Below are 24,131 nucleotides of genomic sequence, written 5' to 3' on the forward strand. Positions count from 1 at the left end.
CTAATTAATTCCAACCGATTTAACAAATCTCATAAATGCTTCTTGTCCGGTTTGAGTATTCTTATAAACACCTGCATCTTCGAGAACTCTCGCAAATACTTGCCCTACTTCATGTTGAACTACGCTATGAACCTCTTCCTCTTTAAGTCCAGGATAATTTTCTTTCAATTGAACGGCCCATTCTAAATGATAATCCGCAATTGCGTTATCTTTTCCTAAAAGATATTTCTCAACTTCTTCTAACTCTGTTTTCAAACGAGGTGGTAAAATCGCAAGTCCCATCACTTCGATTAACCCGATATTTTCCTTTTTAATATGTTGTACATCTTGATGAGGATGGAAAACACCATCTGGGTATTGTTCAGTAGTATGATTATCTCTTAGAACAATATCTAATTCATATCTCCCGTCCACTTTACGAGCAATAGGAGTCACCGTATGGTGTGGGACATCTTCAGTCATAGCAATGATGTCTACTTCTAAATCTGAATATTCCCTCCACTTATTTAGAATTTTAGTAGCTAAATCTAACAATCGATTTTTATTTTCACTTTGTAACCTAATTACTGACATTGGCCATTTTACAATACCAGCATTAACATCCTCAAAGTCTTTAAAACGAAATTCACTCTCAAATTTTGCTTTTTCCATTGGGAAAATATGTTTCCCTCCCTGGTAGTGGTTATGACTAAGAATGGAGCCTCCTGAGATAGGAAGATCAGAATTTGAACCAGCAAAATATCCTGGCAAAATATCAACAATCTCCAATAATTGTTCAAATGTTTTAGAGGTAATAGCCATTGGTACATGTTGACTATTCAAAAATATCGCATGCTCATTAAAATATGAGTAGGGAGAATACTGGAATCCCCATACTTCGTCACCAAGTTTCAACCGAATAATTCTATGATTCGAACGTGCTGGATAATTTATTCGACCTTGATATCCTTCATTTTCCATACATAGTAAACATTTAGGATAATTAGTTGCTTTTACTAATTTTTCAGCAGCAATTGTTTTTGGATCTTTTTCGGGTTTTGACAAATTTATCGTAATCTCTAGCTCTCCGTATTTAGTTGATGCTCGAAACTCAATATTCTTAGCAATAGCAGAAGTTTTAATATAATCACTATCTTTACTTAACTTATAAAACTCTTCAACTGCTTCTTGAGGTGATATATCATATGAACTCCAAAAAATATCATTTAATCGACTAGGTAAAGGAACTATGAAATTCATTAACTCTGCTCCTAAACATTCCTTTTCCTCGATTAAATCTTTAATTTTACCGTTTTTTAAGGCGATTTCCACTAAGTAATCTTTTATTTGTTTCAGGTCATTTTCATCGGAAATGCGATCAGTTCCCTCCTCACCTATTAACGCTAGTACTCTATTTTTCACATATATTTTGTCAATTTCATTATACATTCCGTATTCAATTACTCTATCAACAAAATTATCAATAATTGTTTTCATATATTTTTCTTTCTAATTTATGTTCCCATATTTTCTATACATTATCCATTTATAAATTGATTGCGTAGTATGAGCAATTTTATCAAGGTGATGAATAATATCTAAAGCACCAATTACTTCAGAAACATTCCCATCATCTTCAAATATGTAATTCATTATTTTCTTTTCAATATTTGTACTAAGCTCTTCTATCTCATTCTGTTTTTGTATAACAACCATATCTAAACATCCAGATTGTTCCTCTCTATAACAAGATATAGCCCTATTCATATGCAGTCCGATAACTTCATGAAGTATTTTTATTTCTGAAATAATTTTCTTCAAAATTTCATTATTTTGAATAATCTGTAGATTTTTTAAAATTTCAACAATTCTATCCCCAATACGTTCAATGTCAGTTGATATTTTTATTACACTAATAATTCTTCTTAAGTCATATGAAACGGGATGTTGTAAACAAATTAACTCATATCCTTTTTTATCAACATTTAGAACTGACTCATTTATGATTAAATCTTCTTTAATCAATTCTATTCGTTCTTCATTTGATAAATATTCAAATAACTTCTCATATTTATCAAGCACAGATACCCAAATGGTCTCTAAATTATTTGATAATTCTATAATTTCATTTTCTAAATATAACCTTAACATTTAGGTACCTCTTCTTAACAAAGTTCAATAGTAACAATTAATATTTTAAACAATATATCAAACATCAATAACTACAATACTTGCATCATCTTTCTTTCCATAGATTGGATCAATAGCAGAAGAATTAAATCTCATCTTAATTAACTCTTCAAAAGTTTTATTTTGATTATTTTGATAGAATTCATAAAAGCCATCGCTCATTAAAACAATTTGTTCACTAGTAACATCTATTTGATTAATAATAGCATGGTCTAAAAATCTCTCATCCAACGAACCTATCCAGTACCCACTCGGTTGATTAGATAATTTTCTGATTTTTTGTAAAATAATTTTTTTATTTAAAACACTATTTGTACCAATTGAGTCTTTTATCTCATTTTTCCCTTTTTCAAATAAGTTATCTACTCTATGATCAGTTATTTCCATTTCGTTTACTAACATGACGCAGTCACCTAGCATCATATACTCCAACTTTTTTTCTGAAAGTTTAGCAAATATAAAAGCAAATGTTGGTAAGCGATAATACTCTGTTAATTCATATGAGTTTAAACCGATTTCATCTTTAACCTCTAGTAAAGCAGTTTCAAATATTTGTTTAAGAGTTTTTGATTCTTTACAATTAACCGACAAACTTTCTGATAAAATATGTACAACTTCTGAGACTGAATAACCTATCTCCTCTTTAGAATTATATAAATCTGTAGCTCCATCAATAATCCAAAAATACTGATTTTGTGAACCTACAGCATCCTCATTTTCTACGGAACTTCCTTGTATCGAACAAATTTTATTTATCTTTACCATAATACTTCAACCCTTTTAGTGTCAAAAGTAAACCAATTCCTGTCACTGTTAAGAATAGTTCCATAATCTTGTTCGAACCAGTCTTTGGTAATTTTTGTTTTACCTCTACTATTTCTTTAGATTTATTAATATGATTTTCAGTTTCTCTGCCATCTCCAACTTTTTTATGGTTCACTTCTTCTATCTTATTATCTTGTTTATTGTCGATCTTGTCATTAATTTGTCTATTATCTTTACTTGAGTTAAACTCTCCTTTCTTCTGGTTACTATCAATTACATTATTTGAATTAGATTGTTTTTCATGCACATATGAACTTGTTTTAAATTTTTCCTCTTTGTTTTTTTCTTTTTCGTTTTTATCACTTAAGTTATTTGTTACAATTTTGTAAAGCCCATTCTCCGTTACAATATTGAAATTACCATCGCTATCACGTATAACTGGTTCTTTCCCATTTGCATTAGATTTGATGAATGATATATACTTACCGGATAAATTATAAAATTGGTTATTTAAAACGGTTATTTTACCCTTTGAATCCTCAATAACAATTCCTTCTTTACCACCGAATATACTATTCTCTGAGACTACTAAATTATCACTAACTCGTAATAATTCAATATTTGGTTGTTCTGTTTCCTTAGAATTATTATTAATTACATTTTTTGTTACAGTAATATCTGATACTTTTCCTAAATATTCTGCACTATCTTTTGCTACTCTAATAGCCTTTGTTTTAGGATCAGAAATATAAAATGTATTTTCAGTAATAACGACTTTCTTATTTAAATCAAGTTCATCTTTTACATTTTTATAACTAAAAGCATTTATTAAGGCTGCACCATTTTCTCTATAATGTACACTTTCTCCTTTTACTTTCTTATCAAATCTATTTCCTTTAATTAAAATATCAGTAAATCCAGTAAAACGTACACCAGAATACATCATGTTATCAAAATGATTATTTAAAATTTTAATATTAGAGGGGTTCTGTGTCGACAATGTTTGATAGTGTGTACCAATTGCTGTTACTAATTCTCCAGATTTATCACTTTTACCAAAATATGAATTTTGAATAGTAACATTTTCAGATTTTTTCCCATCATCATTCAAAGCATAAGGAAAACCTTTTCTAGTCAATGGTTCAATCTGAATACTCTCCTTACTTATAATTTGCCCATCTTTCATAGTTTTAGGTAAAGCTTGACCAAGAAAACGAGAATTATCGACTAATACATTTTTCGAACCTGCAATTTGAATAGCATGCCCTTGATAACTATCCTTGAATGTTACATTTTTTATAGTTACGTTATTTGAATTCCCAATAGCAAATGCACCTGAAGAATTTATAAGTGGTAGATTTTTTGCTTTAGTTCCTTCTTCATTCAAAGCACCGTTCATATCAATAGTACCACCAGAATAACTAATATCTTCTGTTGGGCCCCATTCTACTTGCGCACCATCATCCGTAAATAAACCTGTCATAAAAACAATGGAAGGGTGATTCTTAATATTTATACCATTTAGAATTGTAGCTTTCTCATTCAATTCTAAGTGTGTATGACTTTTTAAAAAAACAATTTCTTTTACTAAATAAGTTCCTTCAGGAAAATATACATTTCCTCCACCTAGTCCTTTAGCTGCAGCATCTATTGTATCTTGAATTGCTTGACGATCATCATTAACTCCGTCACCTATTGCTCCATAATCTTTAACATTCAAAGCTACGTCTTCGTTCAGATTAGTACTTAAAATAGTATTCACTTCCATCCCAGAGATGTTACCCATCATAGTATCATTTGTTATATCAGGTTTATTTTGATTAATACTCACTCCTCCATTATTATCAGTACTTAAACTTGAATTGTTATCAAGACTGAGAGTATCAGAATGGGGTTCCGCAGATAATGATGTAGATGTGCTACTCAACAAAGAGTTCATTTGCATATTATCTTTAGACGAAGAAGTTTCACCAACTACTTCATTAGCTAAAACACTTTGTGTTCCAATAAATAAAACCGCTAAGAGAACTGAGCAAACTCCCACCTTAGACTTACGAATAGAGAAAACCTCATTTTGTTGAAAAGATTTCATATTAGCCTCCAATTAAAAATATTATGTCCTAATTTAATATTCATATAAATTCCATACCAGAAAATGACACCGCTGTCATTTTCTTTATAATATATTTTTAAATCAAAATTGTCAAGGAATAACACAATAAAATATCAAAATTGTGAAAGCGTGACCATTTATATATCTAACCATACTTCTAATAATTCTTTAACCTTCCATTCAAAAGTGATTACTATCTTTCTTAGCTTGAACATAAAAATATCCTATTCACTGTATTTAAAGCATGTTGACATCTCGTAAAATACTAATTTATAAATACAAGAACAAATATCTTGTCATGCAAGCATTCGCCAGGTATATTTACATGAATATCGTTCATATAGCGGATTGAAATCAAAACAATACAATATATTTCTTAAATAGATTTTCTATAAAAGCTAGATTCAAGCTCTATAAAAATAGACGCAGTTCTTTTAAAATACTGGAATAGGACATATAAATCATTGCAGACACGTGTTTTATAGATTATTTCAAAAGAATGACTAGAACATGAAAAATAGTCTCAAAAACTTTGAACAATATTCTGAAAACAAAAAAGAAAGACGCGAGTTTCCACAACCTCATTCGTGGAAACTCGCGTCTTTCAAAAAATAGGGTGAATTGAAAACTAGAACAAGACACTACATTTTCTAAATGATGCCTAATAAAAATTCTAAATGCTACACCAAATTGCTCACATCTCATTTCAAACCATACAGTATATTGAAACTATAAGAGTACACCTTTGCTTCTAAAATATTGCTAGAAATTAATTTGACTATCCTGATTGATTTGTCCTGTTTTTATTTCATTTTACTATAGGACTTTCAATTGAAAACAACAGTTTTACACTCAATTAGACTTTTTAGAAACAGAATCACTATTACTTGACTGTAGTTTGTCATTTTTTTGATGAAGCTAGTACTTTTTCAGAAACTATTTTGAAAGTCTCAATGATATAGTCCACTTCTTCATCACTTAATTTAGTGTGAAGAGGGAGTGTAATTTCATTTTCAAAGAAGGCATAGGCCTTAGGATAGTTCGCCATATCAAAACCAAGATTCTTATAGGCTGTCAAGAGCGGAAGCGGTTTGTAGTGGACATTACTTGCAATTCCCGCTTTAGCTAATTCTTGGATGATAAGATTGCGTTCTTCTAAGCTCGCTCCTTCTACATGGGTGATGTAGAGGTGGCGTGAAGATTCGACAGTTTCAGTCTTGTGTGCCAATGGATGGATACGAGAACCTGCAAAACCATGATCATAACGGTCCACGATGTCCTTACGACGTTCTAGCAAACTTGGGTAACGGCCCAATTGTACCAAACCAAGGGAAGCCATGATATCTGTCATATTGCACTTGTAGGCTGGTGTGACGATATCGTATTCCCATGAACCCAGTTGCATCTTGGCTAGGGCATCCTTAGTTTGACCATGAAGGGAAAGAATTTGGAATTCCTTGTACATTTCTTCGTCATCAATCGCTGGATTGGCTTTCCAAGTCGCACTTCCACCTTCTGCCGTTGTAAAGTTCTTAACGGCATGAAATGAGAAGGAAGTAAAGTCAGCGATAGAACCAGCAGGTTGCCCTTTATAAGTTGATCCCAAAGCATGGGCACTATCAGAAACAATCACGATACGGTTAAAGGCCTTTTGCCACTTGCTTGAAGCGGTAAAGAGGTCACGTTTTTTCTCCACGACTTGGAACAAACGGTCATAGTCGCAAACAATCCCCGCAAGCTCAACCGGAATAATCACCTTAGTCTTTTCAGTAATGGCTTGCTCAAGCAAGTCATAGTCCATCTCAAACGTATCTGCTTGGATATCCACCATGATAGGAGTTGCTCCTACGTGCGTGATGACACTACATGAAGCTGTATAAGTCATGGCTGGAACGATGACTTCATCACCAGGTCCAACTTCCAAGACGCGCAAAATCAACTCAAGCGCGGCAGTCGCAGAGTTAAGACAGACAGTCTTGGGCGTCTGTGTGTATTGAGACAAGCGACGCTCCAGTTCTTTTGTCTTAGGACCTGTTGTAATCCAACCAGAACGCAGGGTATCCGCTACTTCAGCAATTTCTGCTTCCGTAATATCGGGTGGTGAAAATGGAATATTGTAATTTGGCATTGATTTGCTCCTTTTATCTGTACTCATACTCAATGAAAATCAAAGAGCAAACTAGGAAACTAGCCGCAGGCTGTACTTGAGTACGGCAAGGCGAAGCTGACGTGGTTTGAATTTGATTTTCGAAGAGTATCATTTTCTCATGACTACTTTATTTTAGCACTTCAAACACGGTTTGAAACATGATTTTGATATCTCCAAGGAAACTAAACTCTCGGATATAGGCGAGGTTATAGCGCATCTTTTCAGGAAGGACATGTTCGACATAGGCCTGGTCAACTGACAGACCTTTCTCCGTCATTTCACTGATGATGGTGTCCTCATCCTTGTAGTTGATGCTGGCTGGAGAGGTAATCCCTGCTGGTAAGAGCAAGGTCGCCATCATTTCAGGGCTATACTGCTCCGTGTAGCGAGGCACTTCAGGTCGTGTCCCGACAAAAGACATCTCACCTTTAAGGACATTGACCAACTGAGGTAGTTCGTCCAAACGGACACGGCGGATGAAATTTCCCACTTTGGTAATGCGGCTATCGTTAGCAGAAGTCACCAGACTTCCTTTTTTATCCGCATCCGTTACCATGGTACGGAACTTCCAAATCTTGAACCGACGGTTATACTGGGTCACGCGCTCTTGCTTGTAAATCACTGGCCCCTTGCTATCCAATTTGATCCAAATGCTCAAGATGAGAAAGATGGGAGAGGTCAGAACCAGTACGACCAAGGCTAGAACCCAGTCCAAGCAACGCTTAAAAATCAGCGAACCCTTCCTTTTAGAGACAAGCTGGTAGTAAGACTCAACCTCGCTTGATTTCATTTCCACGGGCAAGTCTTCCCATTTCAGCATGCTGTTTCTCCTTTGTTTTTATTATACTATTTGTCAACATTTTTCATTATACCACAAAATGGAAAAGGCGGTGAAAGAAATCTGTAATTTGAAGGATTTCCTTCTTACGGTCAATGAAAATCAAAGAGTATTAGGACATGGCCCCGGCCTGCAAACTATACATCTTGTGATAGGTTCCTCCCAGAGCCAAGAGTTCCTCATGGGTTCCACTCTCGATAATGCGCCCCTTGTCCAAAACATAGATACAGTTGGCGTCTTGGATGGTCGAAAGACGGTGAGCGATGGCAATGGTTGTCCGTCCCTGTCTCATCTTCGCCAGAGAAGCTTGAACCAAACTTTCTGTTTCAGAGTCAATATTGGCTGTCGCTTCATCCAAAATCAGGATTTTAGGCTGACTGGCGACTGTTCTGGCAAAGGCAAGAAGCTGACGCTGACCAGTAGAGAAGCTCGACCCACGCTCAGAAACAGGGGAATCATAACCCTGAGGAAGTTCTTGAATAAAGGAATCTGCATCCACGAAAGCAGCTGCATTCTGGACCTCTTCGTCACTGATTTTTTGGTACATGGCGATATTGGACTTGATGGTTCCATGATAGAGGAAGGGATCCTGCAAGACCAGACCGATGTTTTTTCTCAACTCTTCCTGACTGTAGTCTCTAATATCCACACCATCTAAGAGAACTCGCCCTGACTGGAATTCATAAAAGCGCATGAGGACATTGATAATCGAAGATTTCCCAGAACCTGTATGCCCTACAAAGGCAATGGTTTCACCCTTATTAACAGAGAAAGAAATATCATCCAGAATCTGATGTTTACCGTCATATGAGAAACACACATGTTCAAAACGGATATTGCCTTCTTTGACCTCAGCCTGGCCATTTTCTTGAAGAGGCTCATAGGTCTTCTCGTCAATCAAGGCAAAGACACGACCTGCAGACACCATGGAAGTTTGAAGGGTTGAAAAGTTTTGCGTCACTTCAATCAGGGGATCAAAGAGACGATTGATGTACTGGATAAAGGCATACATGGTTCCGGCTGTTATCCCGATAGAAAGACCACGGTAGCCAAAGTAGGCCATCAAAACGGCGTAACCTAAGAGTTTCAGCAAACTCATGGCAGGTCTCAAAAAGAGCGCATCCAAGGCCACAGAACGGTTGGCATAGACCAAGTGTTCTAGGTTGATCTCGTCAAATTCTGCCTGCAGGCGCTTCTCTTGATTAAATGCCTGGATTATCCTGATTCCCTCAATATTCTCTGCCAGCTTACTATTGATATCTGACAAGAGACTTCTGGTTTTCTCGATAATCTTGACTGATTTTTTCCGATAGAGATTGACCAAAAGGAAAATCAAGGGGAGAAAGAGCAAGACTAAAGCTGTCAAACGAAAATCCAGCACCAACATGGTGTAAAGGGTTGTCAGAAAAATGAAAACTGCTGAGATAAAGCTAGACAAAATCCCCGAAAACATATCACTGATGGTCTCGGTATCATTTGTCAAACGAGAAACGATGGAGCCTGCTGGCGTCTTGTCAAAATAAGACATACCCAGTTTCTCCATATTTGCAAAGGCATCGCGACGAATATCTCTGACAATACTGTAGGACACCCGCGCAAAGAGAAGATTGCCGACATACTGAACTAGAGTTTGTAGGATATAAAGGCCATAGTAGGCCAGCAAAACGGTAACGGCCAGTTGGTTAAGATTGTTGAGATACTGGTCAATAAAGTGGGAAGCCACAAGGGGAATGACACTTTTAATGACCGTAGTCGCTAGGAGCAAGCTGAGTGCCAAAAAGGTCAGAAGACCATAAGGCTTAAGATAAGACATCAAGCGCTTCAATACAGCCCATTGTTCTTGTTTATTCTGCATCTTCTTCTCCTTTCATTTCCAACTGCTGAGACTGGTATGTTTGGGCATACCAGCCATCTAAAGCTAGCAAATCATCGTGCGTGCCCCGTTCGATAATTTGGCCATTTTGCAGAACTAAAATCAAATCTGCATGGACAACCGCACTGAGACGATGAGCTGTGATAATGGTTGTCTTGTCCTTGCGCGTCTCCTTGAGATTGTCAATAATCGCATACTCTGTCTTGGCATCCACGGCTGACAAGGAATCATCTAAAATCAAGATATCAGGGTCTAAAATCATAGCCCGACTCATGGCCAGACGTTGCTTTTGCCCACCAGAAAGACTGACTCCTTTTTCACCGATAACTGTATCAAATCCCTGAGTCATGTCTACAATATCTTGGTAAACTTGAGCTAGCTTAGTTGCTTCCTCGACCGCTGAAAGGGGTAAATCAGGATTCCCAAAGCGGATATTGTCTAAGATAGAAGTCGCAAAGAGGAACTGATCCTGAGGAACATAGCCCATGAGACTGCGAAGGTCCGTCAGACGATAGTCACGAATGTTATGACCGTTTAGGTAAATAGCACCCTTATCCACATCGTACTCACGTAAGAGAAGCTTAATCAAGGATGTTTTCCCTGAGCCTGTCTGACCGACCAAGCCCAGTGTTTGCCCTTTTTCAAAACTAAAGTGAACATTTGTCAGTGTTTCCTCATTTTCAAAGGCAAAGCTGTCAATGGCATATTCCAAACGTCCATTTTCAATACCATCTAAAGGAAACTCTGGGTCTTTTACTGGAGATTCCTGAGACAAAAGATTTTCAATCCGCTGATAAGAAACCTTGCCTCGCTGGCTAATATTAAAGAGGAAACCGATGGCCATAAGAGGCCAGACCAACATATCCAAGTAACTGATAAAGGTAACCAGATTTCCAACCGTGATTTGCCCTTCCTGAACCATCAAGGAACCGACCAAAAGCGTTAAAACATAGGATGAACCAACAAACAAGAGAACCATAGGGTCAAAGAGACTATCGTATTTCATGGTTTGGAGATTCTTTTGGAAGGTCAATTCATTGACTGCCTGGAAAGACTTCAACTCGTCCGCCTGGTAACCGAAAGACTTGGTCACTTTAATACCTGATACGGACTCCTGCACCTTGTTATTGAGTTCAGAAAAGGCAGCTTGGGACTCTCCAAAGGCTCTGTGAGTCTTTCTACCTAGACGACTGGTCGCATAGGCCATGAAAGGCAGGGGAAGAATGGCAACCAAGGTCATTTGCCAGGAGATACTAAAAAGCATGGTCAGCAAGGTCACTAAAGCTGTGATGGAGGCATCCACCGCAGACATGACTCCGCCACCTGCGAGACGGGTTAAGGCATTGATATCGTTGGTGGCGTGTGCCATCAGGTCCCCTGTACGATAGGTCTGATAAAAGGCTGGAGACATTTTTGTGAAATGCTCAAATAAGCGAGAGCGCATAATCTGTCCCAAACGGTAGGAAGTCCCTAGAATATACATCCGCCAAACATAGCGCAAATAGTACATCCCAAAGGCCGCAAGGAGCAAGTAAAATAGGTCAAGAAGAAGGTCCTGCTGAGTTAATTGCCCCGATGTAATGGCATCAATGACCCTCCCCATGACCATAGGGGGAATGAGATTGAGGACGGAAACCAAGACCAGGGCCACAATCCCGACTAGATAACGGCGTTTTTCTAACTTGAAAAACCACCAAAGTTTTTGAATAATGGACATAACATCCCTTTCTGATTGCAAATGGAAACCTGAGGCCAATACTCAATGAAAATCAAAGAGCAAACTAGGAAACTAGCCGCAGGCTATACTTGAGTACGGCAAGGCGACGTTGACGCAGTTTGAAGAGATTTTCGAAGAGTACGAGACCCCAGGTTTTTCTTATTCATAAGTTACGACTGAGACGACACCCTTGTCATACTCAGCGATAAAGATATTGGCTACATTGTCATGCCCTTGTTTGCTGAGGTTATCAAGTAGCCACTCTTCGCTACGACCAATCGATTCCAAAACATCTACTTGGATCACACCGTCAGTCACAACTGGATACTTAGGATTTTCATCTCCCATTTGGACCACGATGAGTTGGCCATTTTGCTCCTGCACAGCTCGTTTAACTTGCTTCATCTGGAAAATCCCTTGGCTACGAAGTTTGAGAGCAACGTCTGCCGCAGACAAGCCAACTGAACGACAGGCTTCTGGGTCAATCTGCCCATTTTTGATAAGAAGAGTTGGTTTCCCATCAATCAAGCGTTTGACAAAACGAACATTGTTATTGAGCCATTTGAGGGTCAAGACCAAAATCGTCCACATCATCAAAATCACTGCATACTGGAGAATACTGATAGAACTATTGTAAATCACCCCACCGATGATACCACCAAGAACATAGTTCTGAATTTGGTCTGTCGCAGAGTTAGGTGCTAGGTTCCCCTTTCCTGTCACATTGATTACGAAAACCAGCGAGAAAAGACCCAAGGCCAGTTTGATTAAAATTTCCATATAGTTGAGTGTCATTTGCTTACCTCCACCAACTCAATAGCGTCTGTTTGATGCAATTCTAATTTCTCTAAAAGATACTTGTCTGGTTGGCTCCCGTTCATAGCGCGGTAGAAATTTGGACCTACCTTGACAAGCGCTCCATCAGTGGCAGCTGAAGTATTGACGTAAACTTCTGATTTATCCACTCCCAAGTCTTTGGAAACAACCTCTATGAAATGAAGGGAAGTTTGAAATTGGTTGTTAGAGGCTTGATTGGTCTGGTATTTTGAAATTGTCACCAAAAGCATGGCTACCAAAGTCAGGGCCAAAATCATGACCAATTCCCGAAACTTAGTTCCCTTTTTATCACGATAAGCCTTAAAAGCAAAAAATCCTGTGATAGCTAGGAGCACAATCCCAAAGCCAATCATCATTCCATTTTGCTGACTGATTTGGCTAAGTACATAGTCATATGAGTAAAATTTCATTTATTTTCACTCCCTTTCATAAAATCATTCTTCATTATAAACGAAAGAGGGTGATTTTTCAAACCATACGTTGGGGAAATAGACATATCAGACCAACTTCTCAAACTAATGACTCAAATACCTGTTTCAAGATTCTAATTTTGATAATTGATAAGAATAGACACTAGGAATTATCACTACAAAGAAAAGTGTCAAGAAGAATACCCAGTAAACATATAGTTGCACAAAGGAATTTAGAAACAATAACAATCCTCCTAATACCCAAATTTTTCCAGCTAGACGATGCGTTTTTCTCCAGTTTTCATCATTCTCCAAGGTCCACGGTAGTCGAATACCGATTATATAATTTCGGTGTGTTTTTGGTAGATAATTTCCAATTACGATCATCACGACTCCCATAAAAATCTGAGCTAGTAGCCCACTCATCATGGAATAACCCAAAGATTCTCCGAAGATAGAAATCATTAATAGACAAGATATAAAAGGAATAATCCAGTAAATCAAAACTTGTATTTTTGAACTGATATTGCTAGATTTAGGATCCTTAATCATTAAAAATAGAAGCAACCAATGCATCAAAAGCATGAGAGTCGGTAATCCAAAGATAGCAGACATTTTATGATTGTAGCCATCCGCTTGACCCAGTAGATTAAAATGAGTGGGTATCTCCTCTGGTAATTGATTCCAGAAAACACAACCTACAAGGGAAGGTAGTAGGATGAGAATGCTCGTAAATAATACCAATTTCTTATTGATTTTTATCTTCATCAAAATGATCTCCTTTCAGATCTGCTAACCAAACCATTATATCCTCTAAAACCGATGTATTTAACTCATAATAAATAAAGTTTTTTTCTTTCATTTCATGAATCAAATCCGCTGCTTTCAAAATCGTGAGATGATGTGAAATAGTTGCACTAGTCAACTCGAATTGACCGGCAATTTCTCCTGCAGATAATCTACCTGCTTTGAGTAAATTCAAAATCTCTCTCCTAACTGGATGAGATAAGGCTTTAAAGCTATTTGCAAAACTCATAATGACTCCTTTCCCTTTGTAATATTAGTAGGGCTAGGACTAAGCAAGGTAGAACTGATAGCATTCCTGTCGGTGATGGGCCTAAAATCAAGAGGCTTGAAACTTTTTCTCCTGGTAATTGAAAGAGTAAACCAATACCTGCAGTTGCATTGATTGCCCCATGAAATAGGGCAGAGGCCCAGATAGAACCTGTCTTTTCCAACAACCAGCTCAACAATATTCCTACGCTAAAACAAAATAGAAACATGGCGACAACTCCCAAAACAGGATAAGCAAAATAAGATAGTCCATAATTATAGCCTTGCAAATTGATTGGTAGATGCCAAAGACTCCAAATGAGACCAAGCAAGACATGAGTCTGGACTATTGAAAAGCGTCCTCTTAGAGCTGGGTAAAGATAGCCACGCCAACCAATTTCCTCTCCCAATGCAAAGAAACTATTAAGAAAAGGAGCGTAGGTCAAACTAGCTAGGATTTGAATCAAGGCCAAGAAAGATAAGGGGAACGGTAATTGAAGGACTCCTTTTTCTTGTAAAATAGCTTGAATAGATTCAAAACCAAGGCTGAAATTGCTAGGGAATACAAGAAAATAAAGTCCCGCTCCTAAAAAACTGATAACTGCTGGGAACCAGATAGCTAGTAAGTAAAAGCGCCAGTTGCTCTTGAGATTCACAACTAATTTAGATTTGATTCCACTAGGTTGATTCGTGATTTTCCCTAAAATAAAGACTGCAAGTGCAGGCATCCACATGGCTACAATACTAGCAAGTTGACTCCATGGAGAATTTAGACCAACACCACTTAGCCATAGTGTCAACCATATTATCCAAGCAAGGGCATAAGCCAAGACCACAAAGAGAAGGCTTGTTCTCTTATTTGACATATTTGTACACTTCACTTTCTATTTAGATGTTTTTCTAAATAACATTATACACCTTTCCATTCTAAACACAAGATCTATTTAGATTTTTTTCTAAATAGTTTAGGGAATTTTTATTTTCTCAGGATAAAGTCTAAAGAGTAATTTTCAAACCATACGTTGGGGAAATAGACCTTTTTTTGGTATAATAAAATCTATAATCTGAATGAAAAAGGTAACTTTATGAAACTTATCTCATGGAATATTGATTCCCTAAACGCTGCCCTAACTAGTGACTCAGCTCGTGCCAAATTGTCCCAAGAAGTCCTACAAACCTTGGTCGCTGAAAATGCTGATATCATTGCTATCCAAGAAACCAAGCTTTCTGCCAAGGGGCCTACAAAAAAACATCTGGAAATTTTAGAGGAACTCTTCCCAGGCTACGCAAACACGTGGCGCTCTTCCCAAGAACCTGCCCGTAAAGGCTATGCTGGTACTATGTTCCTCTATAAGAAAGAACTCACACCCACTGTCAGCTTCCCAGAAATAGGTGCCCCTTCTACCATGGACTTGGAAGGCCGCATCATCACCTTGGAATTTGATGAATTTTTCGTAACGCAAGTTTACACACCAAACGCTGGCGACGGTCTCAAACGCTTGGAAGAACGCCAAATCTGGGATGTCAAATATGCGGAGTATTTGGCTGAACTAGACAAAGAAAAACCAGTCCTTGCGACCGGTGACTACAATGTGGCCCACAATGAGATCGACCTTGCAAATCCTGCTAGCAACCGCCGTTCACCAGGGTTTACCGACGAGGAGCGTGCTGGATTTACCAACCTTTTGGCAACTGGATTTACAGATACTTTCCGTCATGTTCATGGCGATGTTCCAGAACGCTACACTTGGTGGGCACAACGCAGCAAAACTTCTAAAATCAACAATACAGGCTGGAGAATCGACTACTGGCTCACAAGTAACCGCATCGCTGACAAGGTGACCAAGTCTGATATGATTGACTCTGGTGCGCGCCAAGACCACACGCCGATTGTATTGGAAATTGAGCTCTAAGGAGAAAGCTAATGGACTATCAAGCTGTCATTCCTGAATTTGTAGTATCTGACCTCGAAAAGTCACGCCACTTCTACTGCGACTTGCTGGGATTTTCTGTCGAATACGAGCGTCCAGAGGAGAAATTTCTCTTCCTCTCGCTTGAAGACTGCCAACTTATGCTAGAAGAAGGCGGCTCAGAAGAATTAGCCCAACTAACCTATCCTTTCGGGCGCGGTGTCAATATTTCCTTTGGCATTGAAGATGTCCCTCAGCTCCACCAAAAACTGCTGGAAGCTGACTATCCTATCCATCGTCCGCTGACAAAAAGAGAATTTCGAGTAGGAGATAGCTTTATATATCCCCATGAATTTGCGATTTTGGATCCAGATGGTTATTTTTTAAGATTTAGCGAGTAGAATAATAAAGATTGGGAAAAAGTCTTTAAAGTTAGAAAAAGGCATATTGTCAGGTGTTTAAAAACCTAATAATATGCCCTTTTATGATGGAAAAACCTTCTAAATGTTAGCCAATAAGTTAATTTTTCCCCATTTTTATTATATTTGTTCGTTTTTTAAACCAAAAACACTAACAAAATATTTGATTTCTAAAGTTATTTAGTGTAAAATAAAAACATTGGCTCAAGCCTATTTAAAATTAAATATCGTTTTACTTGTTTATGTCGTGAATTGGCGCGACGTTTCTACAAGGTGCCGGAACACCTAACAATAAGTAAGTCAGAAGTGAGGTATGGTCGTTTTTGCCATGCCTATTTTGGGGACTTACTTAGAGATTAAGTAGGTCCTTTTTGAATATTTTTGTTAAAGCACTCCTTTAATTGTAAACTAAATATTTTTAATATTTCCCTTAATTAGTGCGGACGGGAGCAACTTCCTTCGGAATTTCATCCCTAATTTTTGAGCCAAAAGTCTCAAAAATCCCGTCATAGACAATAACAAGATTATTGTCTATGATACCACTACAACGGGAAATATTTGATAAAACTCGCTTCGCTCGTACTAGTTTTATCAAATATATAGTACTAGCAAAAGGGATCACTATAGAAACATTTAAATAACAAGTAAATTAGCTTTTAGACTTTAGGAGGTCTTATGAAATTATTAGAAGAGCGCATCCTCAAGGATGGGCATATCTTGGGTGATAACATCCTCAAGGTGGATTCCTTTTTAACCCACCAAGTTGACTATCAATTGATGCGAGAAATCGGTAAGGTTTTTGCGGAAAAATTTGCTTCTGCTGGTATTACCAAAGTCGTGACCATTGAAGCGTCAGGTATTGCCCCAGCCATTTTTACAGCTGAAGTCTTAAACGTTCCCATGATTTTTGCTAAAAAAGCTAAGAACATCACTATGAACGAAGGTATCTTAACTGCCCAAGTTTACTCCTTTACCAAACAGGTAACCAGCACCGTTTCTATCGCTGGAAAATTCCTCTCACCAGAGGACAAGGTATTGATTATCGACGATTTCCTTGCTAACGGCCAAGCTGCCAAAGGCTTGATTCAAATCATCGAACAAGCTGGTGCCACAGTCGAAGCTATCGGTATTGTGATTGAAAAATCCTTCCAAGATGGCCGTGATTTGCTTGAAAAAGCAGGTTACCCCGTCCTATCACTTGCTCGTTTGGATCGTTTTGAAAATGGTCAAGTCGTATTTAAGGAGGCAGATCTCTAATGCAAACTCAAGAAAAACATTCACAAGCAGCCGTTCTTGGCTTGCAGCACTTACTAGCCATGTACTCAGGATCTATCCTGGTTCCCATCATGATTGCTACAGCCCTTGGCTATTCAGCTGAGCAGTTGACTTACCTGATTTCCACAGATATCTTCATGTGTGGTGTGGCAACCTTCCTCCAACTCCAACTCAACAAATACTTTGGGATTGGACTCCCAGTCGTTCTTGGAGTTGCCTTCCAGTCGGTAGCTCCCTTGATTATGATTGGGCAAAGCCATGGAAGTGGCGCTATGTTTGGTGCCCTTATCGCATCAGGGATTTACGTAGTTCTTGTTTCAGGCATCTTCTCAAAAGTAGCCAATCTCTTCCCATCTATCGTAACAGGATCTGTTATTACCACGATTGGTTTAACCTTGATTCCTGTCGCTATTGGAAATATGGGAAATAACGTTCCAGAGCCAACTGGTCAAAGTCTCTTGCTTGCAGCTATCACTGTTTTGATTATCCTTTTGATTAACATCTTTACTAAAGGATTTATCAAGTCTATCTCTATTTTGATTGGTCTGGTTGTTGGAACTGCCATTGCTGCTAGCATGGGCTTGGTTGATTTTTCTCCTGTTGCGGCAGCACCACTTGTCCATGTCCCAACTCCCCTCTACTTTGGAATGCCAACCTTTGAAATCTCATCGATTGTCATGATGTGTATCATCGCAACGGTGTCTATGGTTGAGTCGACTGGTGTTTACCTAGCCTTGTCTGATATCACGAAAGACCCAATCGACAGCACGCGCCTTCGCAACGGTTACCGCGCAGAAGGTTTGGCCGTACTTCTCGGAGGAATCTTTAACACCTTCCCTTACACAGGATTTTCACAAAACGTTGGTTTGGTTAAATTATCAGGTATCAAGACTCGCCTGCCAATCTACTACGCAGCTGGTTTCCTCGTTCTCCTTGGACTGCTTCCTAAGTTTGGCGCCCTTGCCCAAATCATTCCGAGCCCTGTCCTCGGTGGTGCTATGCTGGTGATGTTTGGTTTTGTATCGATTCAAGGGATGCAAATCCTCGCTCGTGTTGACTTTGCTAACAATGAACACAACTTCCTTATCGCAGCAGTTTCAATCGCTGCAGGTGTCGGACTCAACAACAGTAATCTCTTTGTCAGCATGCCGACAGCCTTCCAAATGTTCTTCTCAAACGGAATCGTTGTAGCTAGCCTACTCGCTATTGTCCTCAATGCCGTATTAAATCATAAAAAGAAATAAGAAAAAGAGGTGCGAGCCTCTTTTTATGTTATATCCTTACCTGTCTGTCTTCTGACCTTTGGCCTGTAACAAACATGGTAAAGGTTGCTTTACAGACATTTCTGCCTTCTTGATTGGTGATATCGACATCCACGACGCAGGTTGTGCGTCCTTGGTGGACACATTCTCCTTTAATGGTCAGCACATCGTCGAGTTTTCCTGCTTTGAGGTAGTTGATAGAAGACTGGAGCGTCACTCCATCAAGCCCCAGAGATATGACCACCAAACCACTGATCTGGTCGCAAAGGGTAAAGAGATAGCCACCATGGGCATTGCCATAGTAGTTGAGAGACGAGTCCACTACTTTGGTCGTCACCACAACGTGACCATCTCTCATTTGTTCAATTTCGTAATTTTCAAAGGCAGATATAGCGTCAAAATGAAAGTCTTTCATCGTTTCCTCCTGATATTTCAAACGACACTATGATACTACTTTTTATAGGACTGTGCAAGGAGAAAGCTCCTAGTCTGGCAAAATTCCGACCTGCTCCACAAAGCGCATAAAGGCTGCCTGTCCTTGTTCTGTCTGCTTGTAGACTCCTGCGTCCTCAAGCACACGCGCAAAGATAGCACCAACAGAGTCCTTAACGATTTCAAGGGCTTTTTCTTTATCTGTTAGGTCTGGATGTTGGGCTCTAAGTTGGTCTGCCCATTCCTGATGATAATCGGAAACTGTAACCGCTTCTCCTACAAGATAGCTAGCTACTTGCTCAACTTCTGCTTTCAGACGTGGTGGCAAGATTGCCAAGCCCATGACCTCAATCAAGCCGATATTTTCCTTCTTGATATGTTGGACATCCTTGTGGGGATGATAGATGCCATCAGGATGTTCTGCAGAAATCTGATTGTCTCGCAAGACTAAGTCCAACTCAAACTGTCCATCGCGTTTACGAGCAATGGGTGTAATGGTGTGGTGTGGTGTTCCATTACTTTCTGCCAAGACTTGCACCCTTGGATCTGAATACTGGCGCCATTCCTGCAAAATCTTGTCAGCTAAGTTGATCAAATCCTCTTTGGAATCCGAAGTCAAACGCAGCACTGACATTGGCCACTTGACAATCCCAGCCTTGACCTGCTCAAAACCTGCAAATCGAAAGGTCTTTTGCAAGGGAGCCAATTCCATAGGAAATACGTGACGGCCTCCCTGATAGTGATCATGAGTTAGAATAGAGCCCCCCACAATCGGCAAGTCGGCATTAGAGCCTGCAAAATATCCTGGAAACTGCTCTACGATAGCCAACAGACGTTCAAAACTCTGACGACTAATGGCCATGGGACGATGCTGGCCATCTAAGAAAATACAGTGCTCATTAAAATAAGCATAGGGCGAATACTGGAAGCCCCACTCCTGACCAGCCATTTCAAAACGGATAATACGGTGGTTGCTACGGGCTGGGTGGTTGACTCGACCATGGTATCCCTCATTCTCTAGACAAAGCTGACACTGAGGATAATTACTAGCTTGCACCAACTTGGCTGCCGCAATCTCCTTTGGATCCTTTTCAGGCTTAGAGAGATTGATGGTAATTTCAAGTTCTCCGTAGTCAGATGGAACACGATAAGCAATATTCTTAGCAATGGCCTTGAGTTTGATGTAGTCATTTTTCTGACTGAGCTGGTAAAAATCACCTATCGCCTGCTCAGGAGAGTGGGCGTAGGTTGCCCAAAAGTCACGATTGACCTGACTCGGACAAGGAGTCACCAAGTCCATCAATTCAGCACCAAGGATTTCACGCTCAGTCTGACTATCCTCAATCGTCTCTAATCGAACGGCTTCCTCAACCAGCTGGTCCTTGAGGTCAATCAATTTATCCAGATTGGTCTCAACTTCCAAAACACCGTCTCCCACTCGTGCCAAGACACGATTGGTCAGGTAGATTCGATCCACTTCCTCAAATGAACTTTCAGAAATGACATGTGTTACAAATTTATCTACTAAGGTCACTATAGAGCCTCCTTTTGACTAGTCAAGGACGCGAGTGCCACCTGCAACTTCAGCGATATAGAAGCTTGGAGCGTAGCCAACTACTTCCTCGTAGTGTTTGCCAACAGCTTCCTTAAAGGCATCAACAGCATCTTTTTGCACCAAAGCAATGGCACATCCGCCAAAACCTGCCCCTGTCATGCGAGCACCGAGAACTCCTTCTTGTGCCCAAGCTGTATGAACAAGAGTATCTAATTCCAAACCAGTTACTTCATAGTCATGCTCTAGGGAAACGTGTGACGCATTCATCAAACGACCAAATGTTTCCAAATCACCTTCTTGAAGGGCTGCTTGCGCTTTAAGGGTACGTTGGTTTTCAAGCACAGCATGGCGAGCACGTTTCAAACGATTTTCGTCTTTAATTAGATAACTGTATTGATCAAAAGCCCATTCGTCCAATTCACCCAAGGTTTGAATGTCCAAAGCCACTTGTAGTTCTTCTACTGCTTTTTCACACTCAGCACGGCGTTCATTATATTTAGAATCCGTCAATTCACGGCGTTTATTGGTGTTCATGATAACAACGACATTGTCCTTCAAATCAAGTGGCACCAAGTCATACTCTAAGGTGTTGGTATCTAGGTAAATAGCACGTTGGTCAGCCCCCATACCGATAGCAAACTGGTCCATGATACCAGAGTTGACTCCGATAAAGTTATTCTCTGTTTGTTTTCCGATTTTAACCAAATCGAGACGCTCTAATTTTAAATCAAAGAGATGCTCTGCCACGACCCCTGTCAAGAGTTCCAATGATGCTGAAGAAGACAAGCCAGAACCATTTGGGATATTCCCATAAACATAAAAATCAAAACCTTTGTCAATCACATGCCCAGCTTCTTGCAAGAAATGAAGAACTCCTTTTGGATAGTTGGTCCAGTTGTGCTCTTTTTCAAACTTGAGGTCAGCAAGAGGCACTTCGATAATGCCCTTGTCCTCAAAGTTGGCTGAGTAGAAACGCAAAACTTGGTCGTCACGCTTGCGAGCCGCCCCATAAGTTCCCAAGGAAATAGCAGCTGGGAAAACATGTCCACCGTTGTAGTCCGTGTGTTCACCAATCAAATTGATACGACCTGGTGAAAAGAATGTTTGGTCTGCTTCTTGACCAAAAACAGCAAGAAAATCTTTACGAAGAGCTTCAGCAGTAAGATGTTGTGTCATATGATTTCTCCTTTTACTGTCCGTTAAGTCGTCTTAACGTGTAATCGTTTTCTTCTATTGTATCCAAGGGATTTCCCAAGGTCAATCCTTTTTACTAAACTTTTACTATACTATCGGTAAAAGGCAGAAAAATATGATATACTAACTTAAAAGAAGGAGGATTTATGGCTACATTAAAAGACATTGCACAGCTAGCCTCTGTCTCTATCGCGACCGTATCCCGCGTCCTCAATCGCGACCAGAGCCTATCTGTTACAGAAGAAACCAGACACCGTATTTTAACCGTTGCTGAAGAGTTGGGCTACACTAAGCACCTCAAGACAGGCGAGTCCCACAAGCCCAAGCAAAAGATTGCCATTATCCAATGGGTCAGCGAACAAGGGGAACTGGACGACCTCTACTACTACCAGATTCGCCTAGGCATAGAAAAAAGAGCCCAAGAACTGGACTATGATATTTTACGCTATTTTAATGACCATCCTTTTACACTGAGCGAGGAAGTCATCGGGATTCTCTGCATCGGAAAGTTTAGTCGAGCTCAGATCTCTGCCTTTGAAGAATACCAAAAGCCTCTTGTCTTTCTAGACAGTGATACTCTTTCACTAGGACATACCTGCATTATCACGGACTTTTACACTGCCATGAAACAGGTTGTCGATTATTTCCTCAGTCAAGGGATGGACCGTATCGGGATTCTAACAGGGCTTGAGGAAACAACAGACCAAGAAGAAATCATTGAGGATAAGCGGCTGGAAAATTTCAGAAACTACAGTCAAACAAAAGGAATCTATCATGATGAACTGGTCTTTCAAGGAAGCTTTACTGCCCAGTCTGGCTATGACTTAATGAAGGAGGCTATTCAGAACTTAGGAGACCAACTCCCACCAGCCTTTTTCGCAGCTAGCGATAGTTTAGCCATCGGTGCCCTCCGTGCGCTCCAAGAAGCTGGAATCAGCCTACCAGACCGCGTCAGCCTCATTTCCTTTAACGACACTAGTCTGACCAAGCAAGTCTATCCTCCCCTCTCCAGCATCACCGTCTATACCGAAGAAATGGGCAGAGCAGGCATGGATATTCTTAATAAGGAAGTACTCCACGGTCGCAAAATCCCCAGCTTGACCATGCTGGGAACCAGACTGACTCTGAGAGAAAGTACAAGGAATGAATAGGATAACAAAACGACCTCTAGCGAGGTCGCTTTTCTAATGATGATGCCCATGCTTCTGCTCTAATTCTCTCACCCTCCGCTTATGTTGCGCATGATTGCTTTGACTGCTATCTACTTCAATAGTGATATTCTGCACGCCTCTTTCTTCTAAACATTGACGCACCACTTCTTTGGTTTCCATCATCTGTTCCCAGTCCTTGATACAAATGTGAACAATAGCATTATTCTCTAGACCATCCATGGACCAAATGCTAAGTTGATTGACACTGTTGACATTGGGTAGAGCCTCTAAATCCTTCTCCAAATCACTTGTCTCGACTCCTTCTGGCACAGCATCTAGGAAAATTTTCAGTGTGCTCCAAAAGCGAGGAATGGCTTTCGACAGAATAAAGATAGAAATAACTAGTGATAAAAGCGGATCGAGGATATACCAGTCCGTAAATCGAAGAATAATCGCCATTAGAATGACGGCCAACCAACCAAGAGTGTCTTCCAAAAAATGCAGGCTAAGAATTGACTCGTTCTTTGTTTTCCCCTTACGAACTACCAGACTTGCTAGCACATTAATGGCTACTGCAATGATTCCCAGCCAGAGGATGCCTTCCTCATTGACGGGTTGCGGGTGAACAATCTTTGTGACATTTTCCAAGATCACTAGGACAGACCCTATCATAAGAATCACAGCCGTTAGCATGGCTCCTAAAAGACTAAAACGTTTGTAACCCAAGGTGTACTGTCTATCTTCTTCACGGTTTGAAATTGTTTCTAAAAGGGCTGAGATGCCAATGGCTATAGCATCTCCCAAGTCATGAACGGAATCAGCAAGAACTGCACTCGAACCAAAGATTCCTCCTGCGATAAACTCAACAATCGCATAGCTTAAATTTAAGAAAAAAGCTAACCAGATAGATGTTTTAGAACTCATTTCTCTCCCTCCTTTGGTATAATGGGTATATACATACTTCTTTCATTTGTATTATCTAATAAAATTCAAAGAAAGGATAGAAGCA

At 39.5% G+C, this 24,131-nt stretch carries 22 protein-coding genes and 1 riboswitch; of the genes, 5 read left to right on the plus strand and 17 right to left on the minus strand.

Annotation, left to right across the window (positions count from 1 at the left end; translation table 11 throughout):
• From galT to N8O43_RS03340, 13 genes are all read right to left on the minus strand, one after another.
• Positions 1-1,476 (minus strand): UDP-glucose--hexose-1-phosphate uridylyltransferase, encoded by a 1,476-nt coding sequence (gene galT / locus N8O43_RS03280; protein ID WP_261089417.1) that lies wholly within the window; start codon positions 1,474-1,476, stop codon positions 1-3.
• Positions 1,477-1,488: 12 nt separating this feature from the next.
• Positions 1,489-2,130 (minus strand): phosphate signaling complex PhoU family protein, encoded by a 642-nt coding sequence (locus N8O43_RS03285; RefSeq protein WP_000945327.1) that lies wholly within the window; start codon positions 2,128-2,130, stop codon positions 1,489-1,491.
• Between the two features lie 57 nt (positions 2,131-2,187).
• Complete coding sequence (locus N8O43_RS03290) at positions 2,188-2,934, minus strand: protein phosphatase 2C domain-containing protein (protein WP_000239018.1); 747 nt, start codon at positions 2,932-2,934, stop codon at positions 2,188-2,190.
• Positions 2,918-5,026 (minus strand): glycosyl hydrolase family 28-related protein, encoded by a 2,109-nt coding sequence (locus N8O43_RS03295; RefSeq protein WP_261089418.1) that lies wholly within the window; start codon positions 5,024-5,026, stop codon positions 2,918-2,920. The genes N8O43_RS03290 and N8O43_RS03295 overlap by 17 nt, the downstream gene beginning before the upstream one ends.
• Before the next feature lie 922 nt (positions 5,027-5,948).
• Positions 5,949-7,175, minus strand: a complete 1,227-nt coding sequence (locus N8O43_RS03300) for a DegT/DnrJ/EryC1/StrS family aminotransferase (protein WP_261029019.1) — start codon at positions 7,173-7,175, stop codon at positions 5,949-5,951.
• Between the two features lie 148 nt (positions 7,176-7,323).
• The gene (locus N8O43_RS03305) at positions 7,324-8,016 is read right to left on the minus strand and encodes a sugar transferase (RefSeq protein ID WP_261089419.1); all 693 of its coding nucleotides are present in this window, start codon (positions 8,014-8,016) and stop codon (positions 7,324-7,326) included.
• Positions 8,017-8,146: 130 nt separating this feature from the next.
• Complete coding sequence (locus N8O43_RS03310) at positions 8,147-9,889, minus strand: ABC transporter ATP-binding protein (RefSeq protein WP_261089420.1); 1,743 nt, start codon at positions 9,887-9,889, stop codon at positions 8,147-8,149.
• Positions 9,879-11,624: an ABC transporter ATP-binding protein gene (locus N8O43_RS03315; protein WP_261089421.1), complete on the minus strand. Its 1,746-nt coding sequence runs from the start codon at positions 11,622-11,624 to the stop codon at positions 9,879-9,881. Before N8O43_RS03315 ends, N8O43_RS03310 begins: the two co-directional genes overlap by 11 nt.
• Positions 11,625-11,783: 159 nt before the next feature.
• Positions 11,784-12,419 (minus strand): DUF421 domain-containing protein, encoded by a 636-nt coding sequence (locus tag N8O43_RS03320; protein WP_254754194.1) that lies wholly within the window; start codon positions 12,417-12,419, stop codon positions 11,784-11,786.
• Complete coding sequence (locus tag N8O43_RS03325) at positions 12,416-12,871, minus strand: DUF3290 domain-containing protein (RefSeq protein WP_261089423.1); 456 nt, start codon at positions 12,869-12,871, stop codon at positions 12,416-12,418. The genes N8O43_RS03320 and N8O43_RS03325 overlap by 4 nt, the downstream gene beginning before the upstream one ends.
• Positions 12,872-12,997: 126 nt before the next feature.
• Entirely contained in the window at positions 12,998-13,639 is a 642-nt protein-coding gene (locus N8O43_RS03330) for an SdpI family protein (RefSeq protein ID WP_261089424.1), read from the minus strand.
• On the minus strand, positions 13,620-13,907 hold the full coding sequence (locus tag N8O43_RS03335; protein ID WP_261089425.1) for an autorepressor SdpR family transcription factor: 288 nt from the start codon (positions 13,905-13,907) through the stop codon (positions 13,620-13,622). Before N8O43_RS03335 ends, N8O43_RS03330 begins: the two co-directional genes overlap by 20 nt.
• Complete coding sequence (locus tag N8O43_RS03340) at positions 13,891-14,790, minus strand: CPBP family intramembrane glutamic endopeptidase (protein ID WP_261089426.1); 900 nt, start codon at positions 14,788-14,790, stop codon at positions 13,891-13,893. Before N8O43_RS03340 ends, N8O43_RS03335 begins: the two co-directional genes overlap by 17 nt.
• A gap of 219 nt (positions 14,791-15,009) precedes the next feature.
• Between N8O43_RS03340 and N8O43_RS03345 the strand changes: the two genes are divergently transcribed.
• The 4 genes from N8O43_RS03345 to N8O43_RS03360 all read left to right on the plus strand — a co-directional run bounded on the left by N8O43_RS03345 (position 15,010) and on the right by N8O43_RS03360 (position 18,772).
• Positions 15,010-15,837: an exodeoxyribonuclease III gene (locus N8O43_RS03345; protein WP_261089429.1), complete on the plus strand. Its 828-nt coding sequence runs from the start codon at positions 15,010-15,012 to the stop codon at positions 15,835-15,837.
• 11 nt (positions 15,838-15,848) lie between these two features.
• Positions 15,849-16,235, plus strand: coding sequence for a bleomycin resistance protein (locus N8O43_RS03350; protein ID WP_261089431.1), 387 nt, complete (start codon positions 15,849-15,851; stop codon positions 16,233-16,235).
• A gap of 234 nt (positions 16,236-16,469) precedes the next feature.
• Positions 16,470-16,565, plus strand: a riboswitch (purine riboswitch).
• A 363-nt stretch (positions 16,566-16,928) separates the two neighbouring features.
• Complete coding sequence (locus N8O43_RS03355; RefSeq protein ID WP_261089432.1) at positions 16,929-17,510, plus strand: xanthine phosphoribosyltransferase; 582 nt, start codon at positions 16,929-16,931, stop codon at positions 17,508-17,510.
• The gene (locus N8O43_RS03360; protein ID WP_001194477.1) at positions 17,510-18,772 is read left to right on the plus strand and encodes a nucleobase:cation symporter-2 family protein; all 1,263 of its coding nucleotides are present in this window, start codon (positions 17,510-17,512) and stop codon (positions 18,770-18,772) included. Before N8O43_RS03355 ends, N8O43_RS03360 begins: the two co-directional genes overlap by 1 nt.
• 28 nt (positions 18,773-18,800) lie before the next feature.
• Here N8O43_RS03360 and N8O43_RS03365 read toward each other — a convergent pair whose 3' ends face one another.
• The 3 genes from N8O43_RS03365 to N8O43_RS03375 form a co-directional block, all read right to left on the minus strand.
• Positions 18,801-19,205: a PaaI family thioesterase gene (locus tag N8O43_RS03365; RefSeq protein ID WP_000651223.1), complete on the minus strand. Its 405-nt coding sequence runs from the start codon at positions 19,203-19,205 to the stop codon at positions 18,801-18,803.
• Positions 19,206-19,274: 69 nt separating this feature from the next.
• Complete coding sequence (locus N8O43_RS03370) at positions 19,275-20,756, minus strand: UDP-glucose--hexose-1-phosphate uridylyltransferase (RefSeq protein WP_261089433.1); 1,482 nt, start codon at positions 20,754-20,756, stop codon at positions 19,275-19,277.
• An 18-nt stretch (positions 20,757-20,774) separates the two neighbouring features.
• Positions 20,775-21,953: a galactokinase gene (locus N8O43_RS03375; RefSeq protein ID WP_261009619.1), complete on the minus strand. Its 1,179-nt coding sequence runs from the start codon at positions 21,951-21,953 to the stop codon at positions 20,775-20,777.
• A gap of 164 nt (positions 21,954-22,117) precedes the next feature.
• Between N8O43_RS03375 and galR the strand changes: the two genes are divergently transcribed.
• The gene (gene galR / locus N8O43_RS03380) at positions 22,118-23,122 is read left to right on the plus strand and encodes a DNA-binding transcriptional regulator GalR (RefSeq protein ID WP_049491335.1); all 1,005 of its coding nucleotides are present in this window, start codon (positions 22,118-22,120) and stop codon (positions 23,120-23,122) included.
• A 33-nt stretch (positions 23,123-23,155) separates the two neighbouring features.
• Here galR and N8O43_RS03385 read toward each other — a convergent pair whose 3' ends face one another.
• Positions 23,156-24,046 (minus strand): cation diffusion facilitator family transporter, encoded by an 891-nt coding sequence (locus N8O43_RS03385; protein WP_261089434.1) that lies wholly within the window; start codon positions 24,044-24,046, stop codon positions 23,156-23,158.
• Between the last annotated feature and the right edge of the window lie 85 nt (positions 24,047-24,131).

This window comes from Streptococcus mitis (assembly GCF_946190335.1).
GTDB lineage: Bacteria > Bacillota > Bacilli > Lactobacillales > Streptococcaceae > Streptococcus > Streptococcus mitis_CH.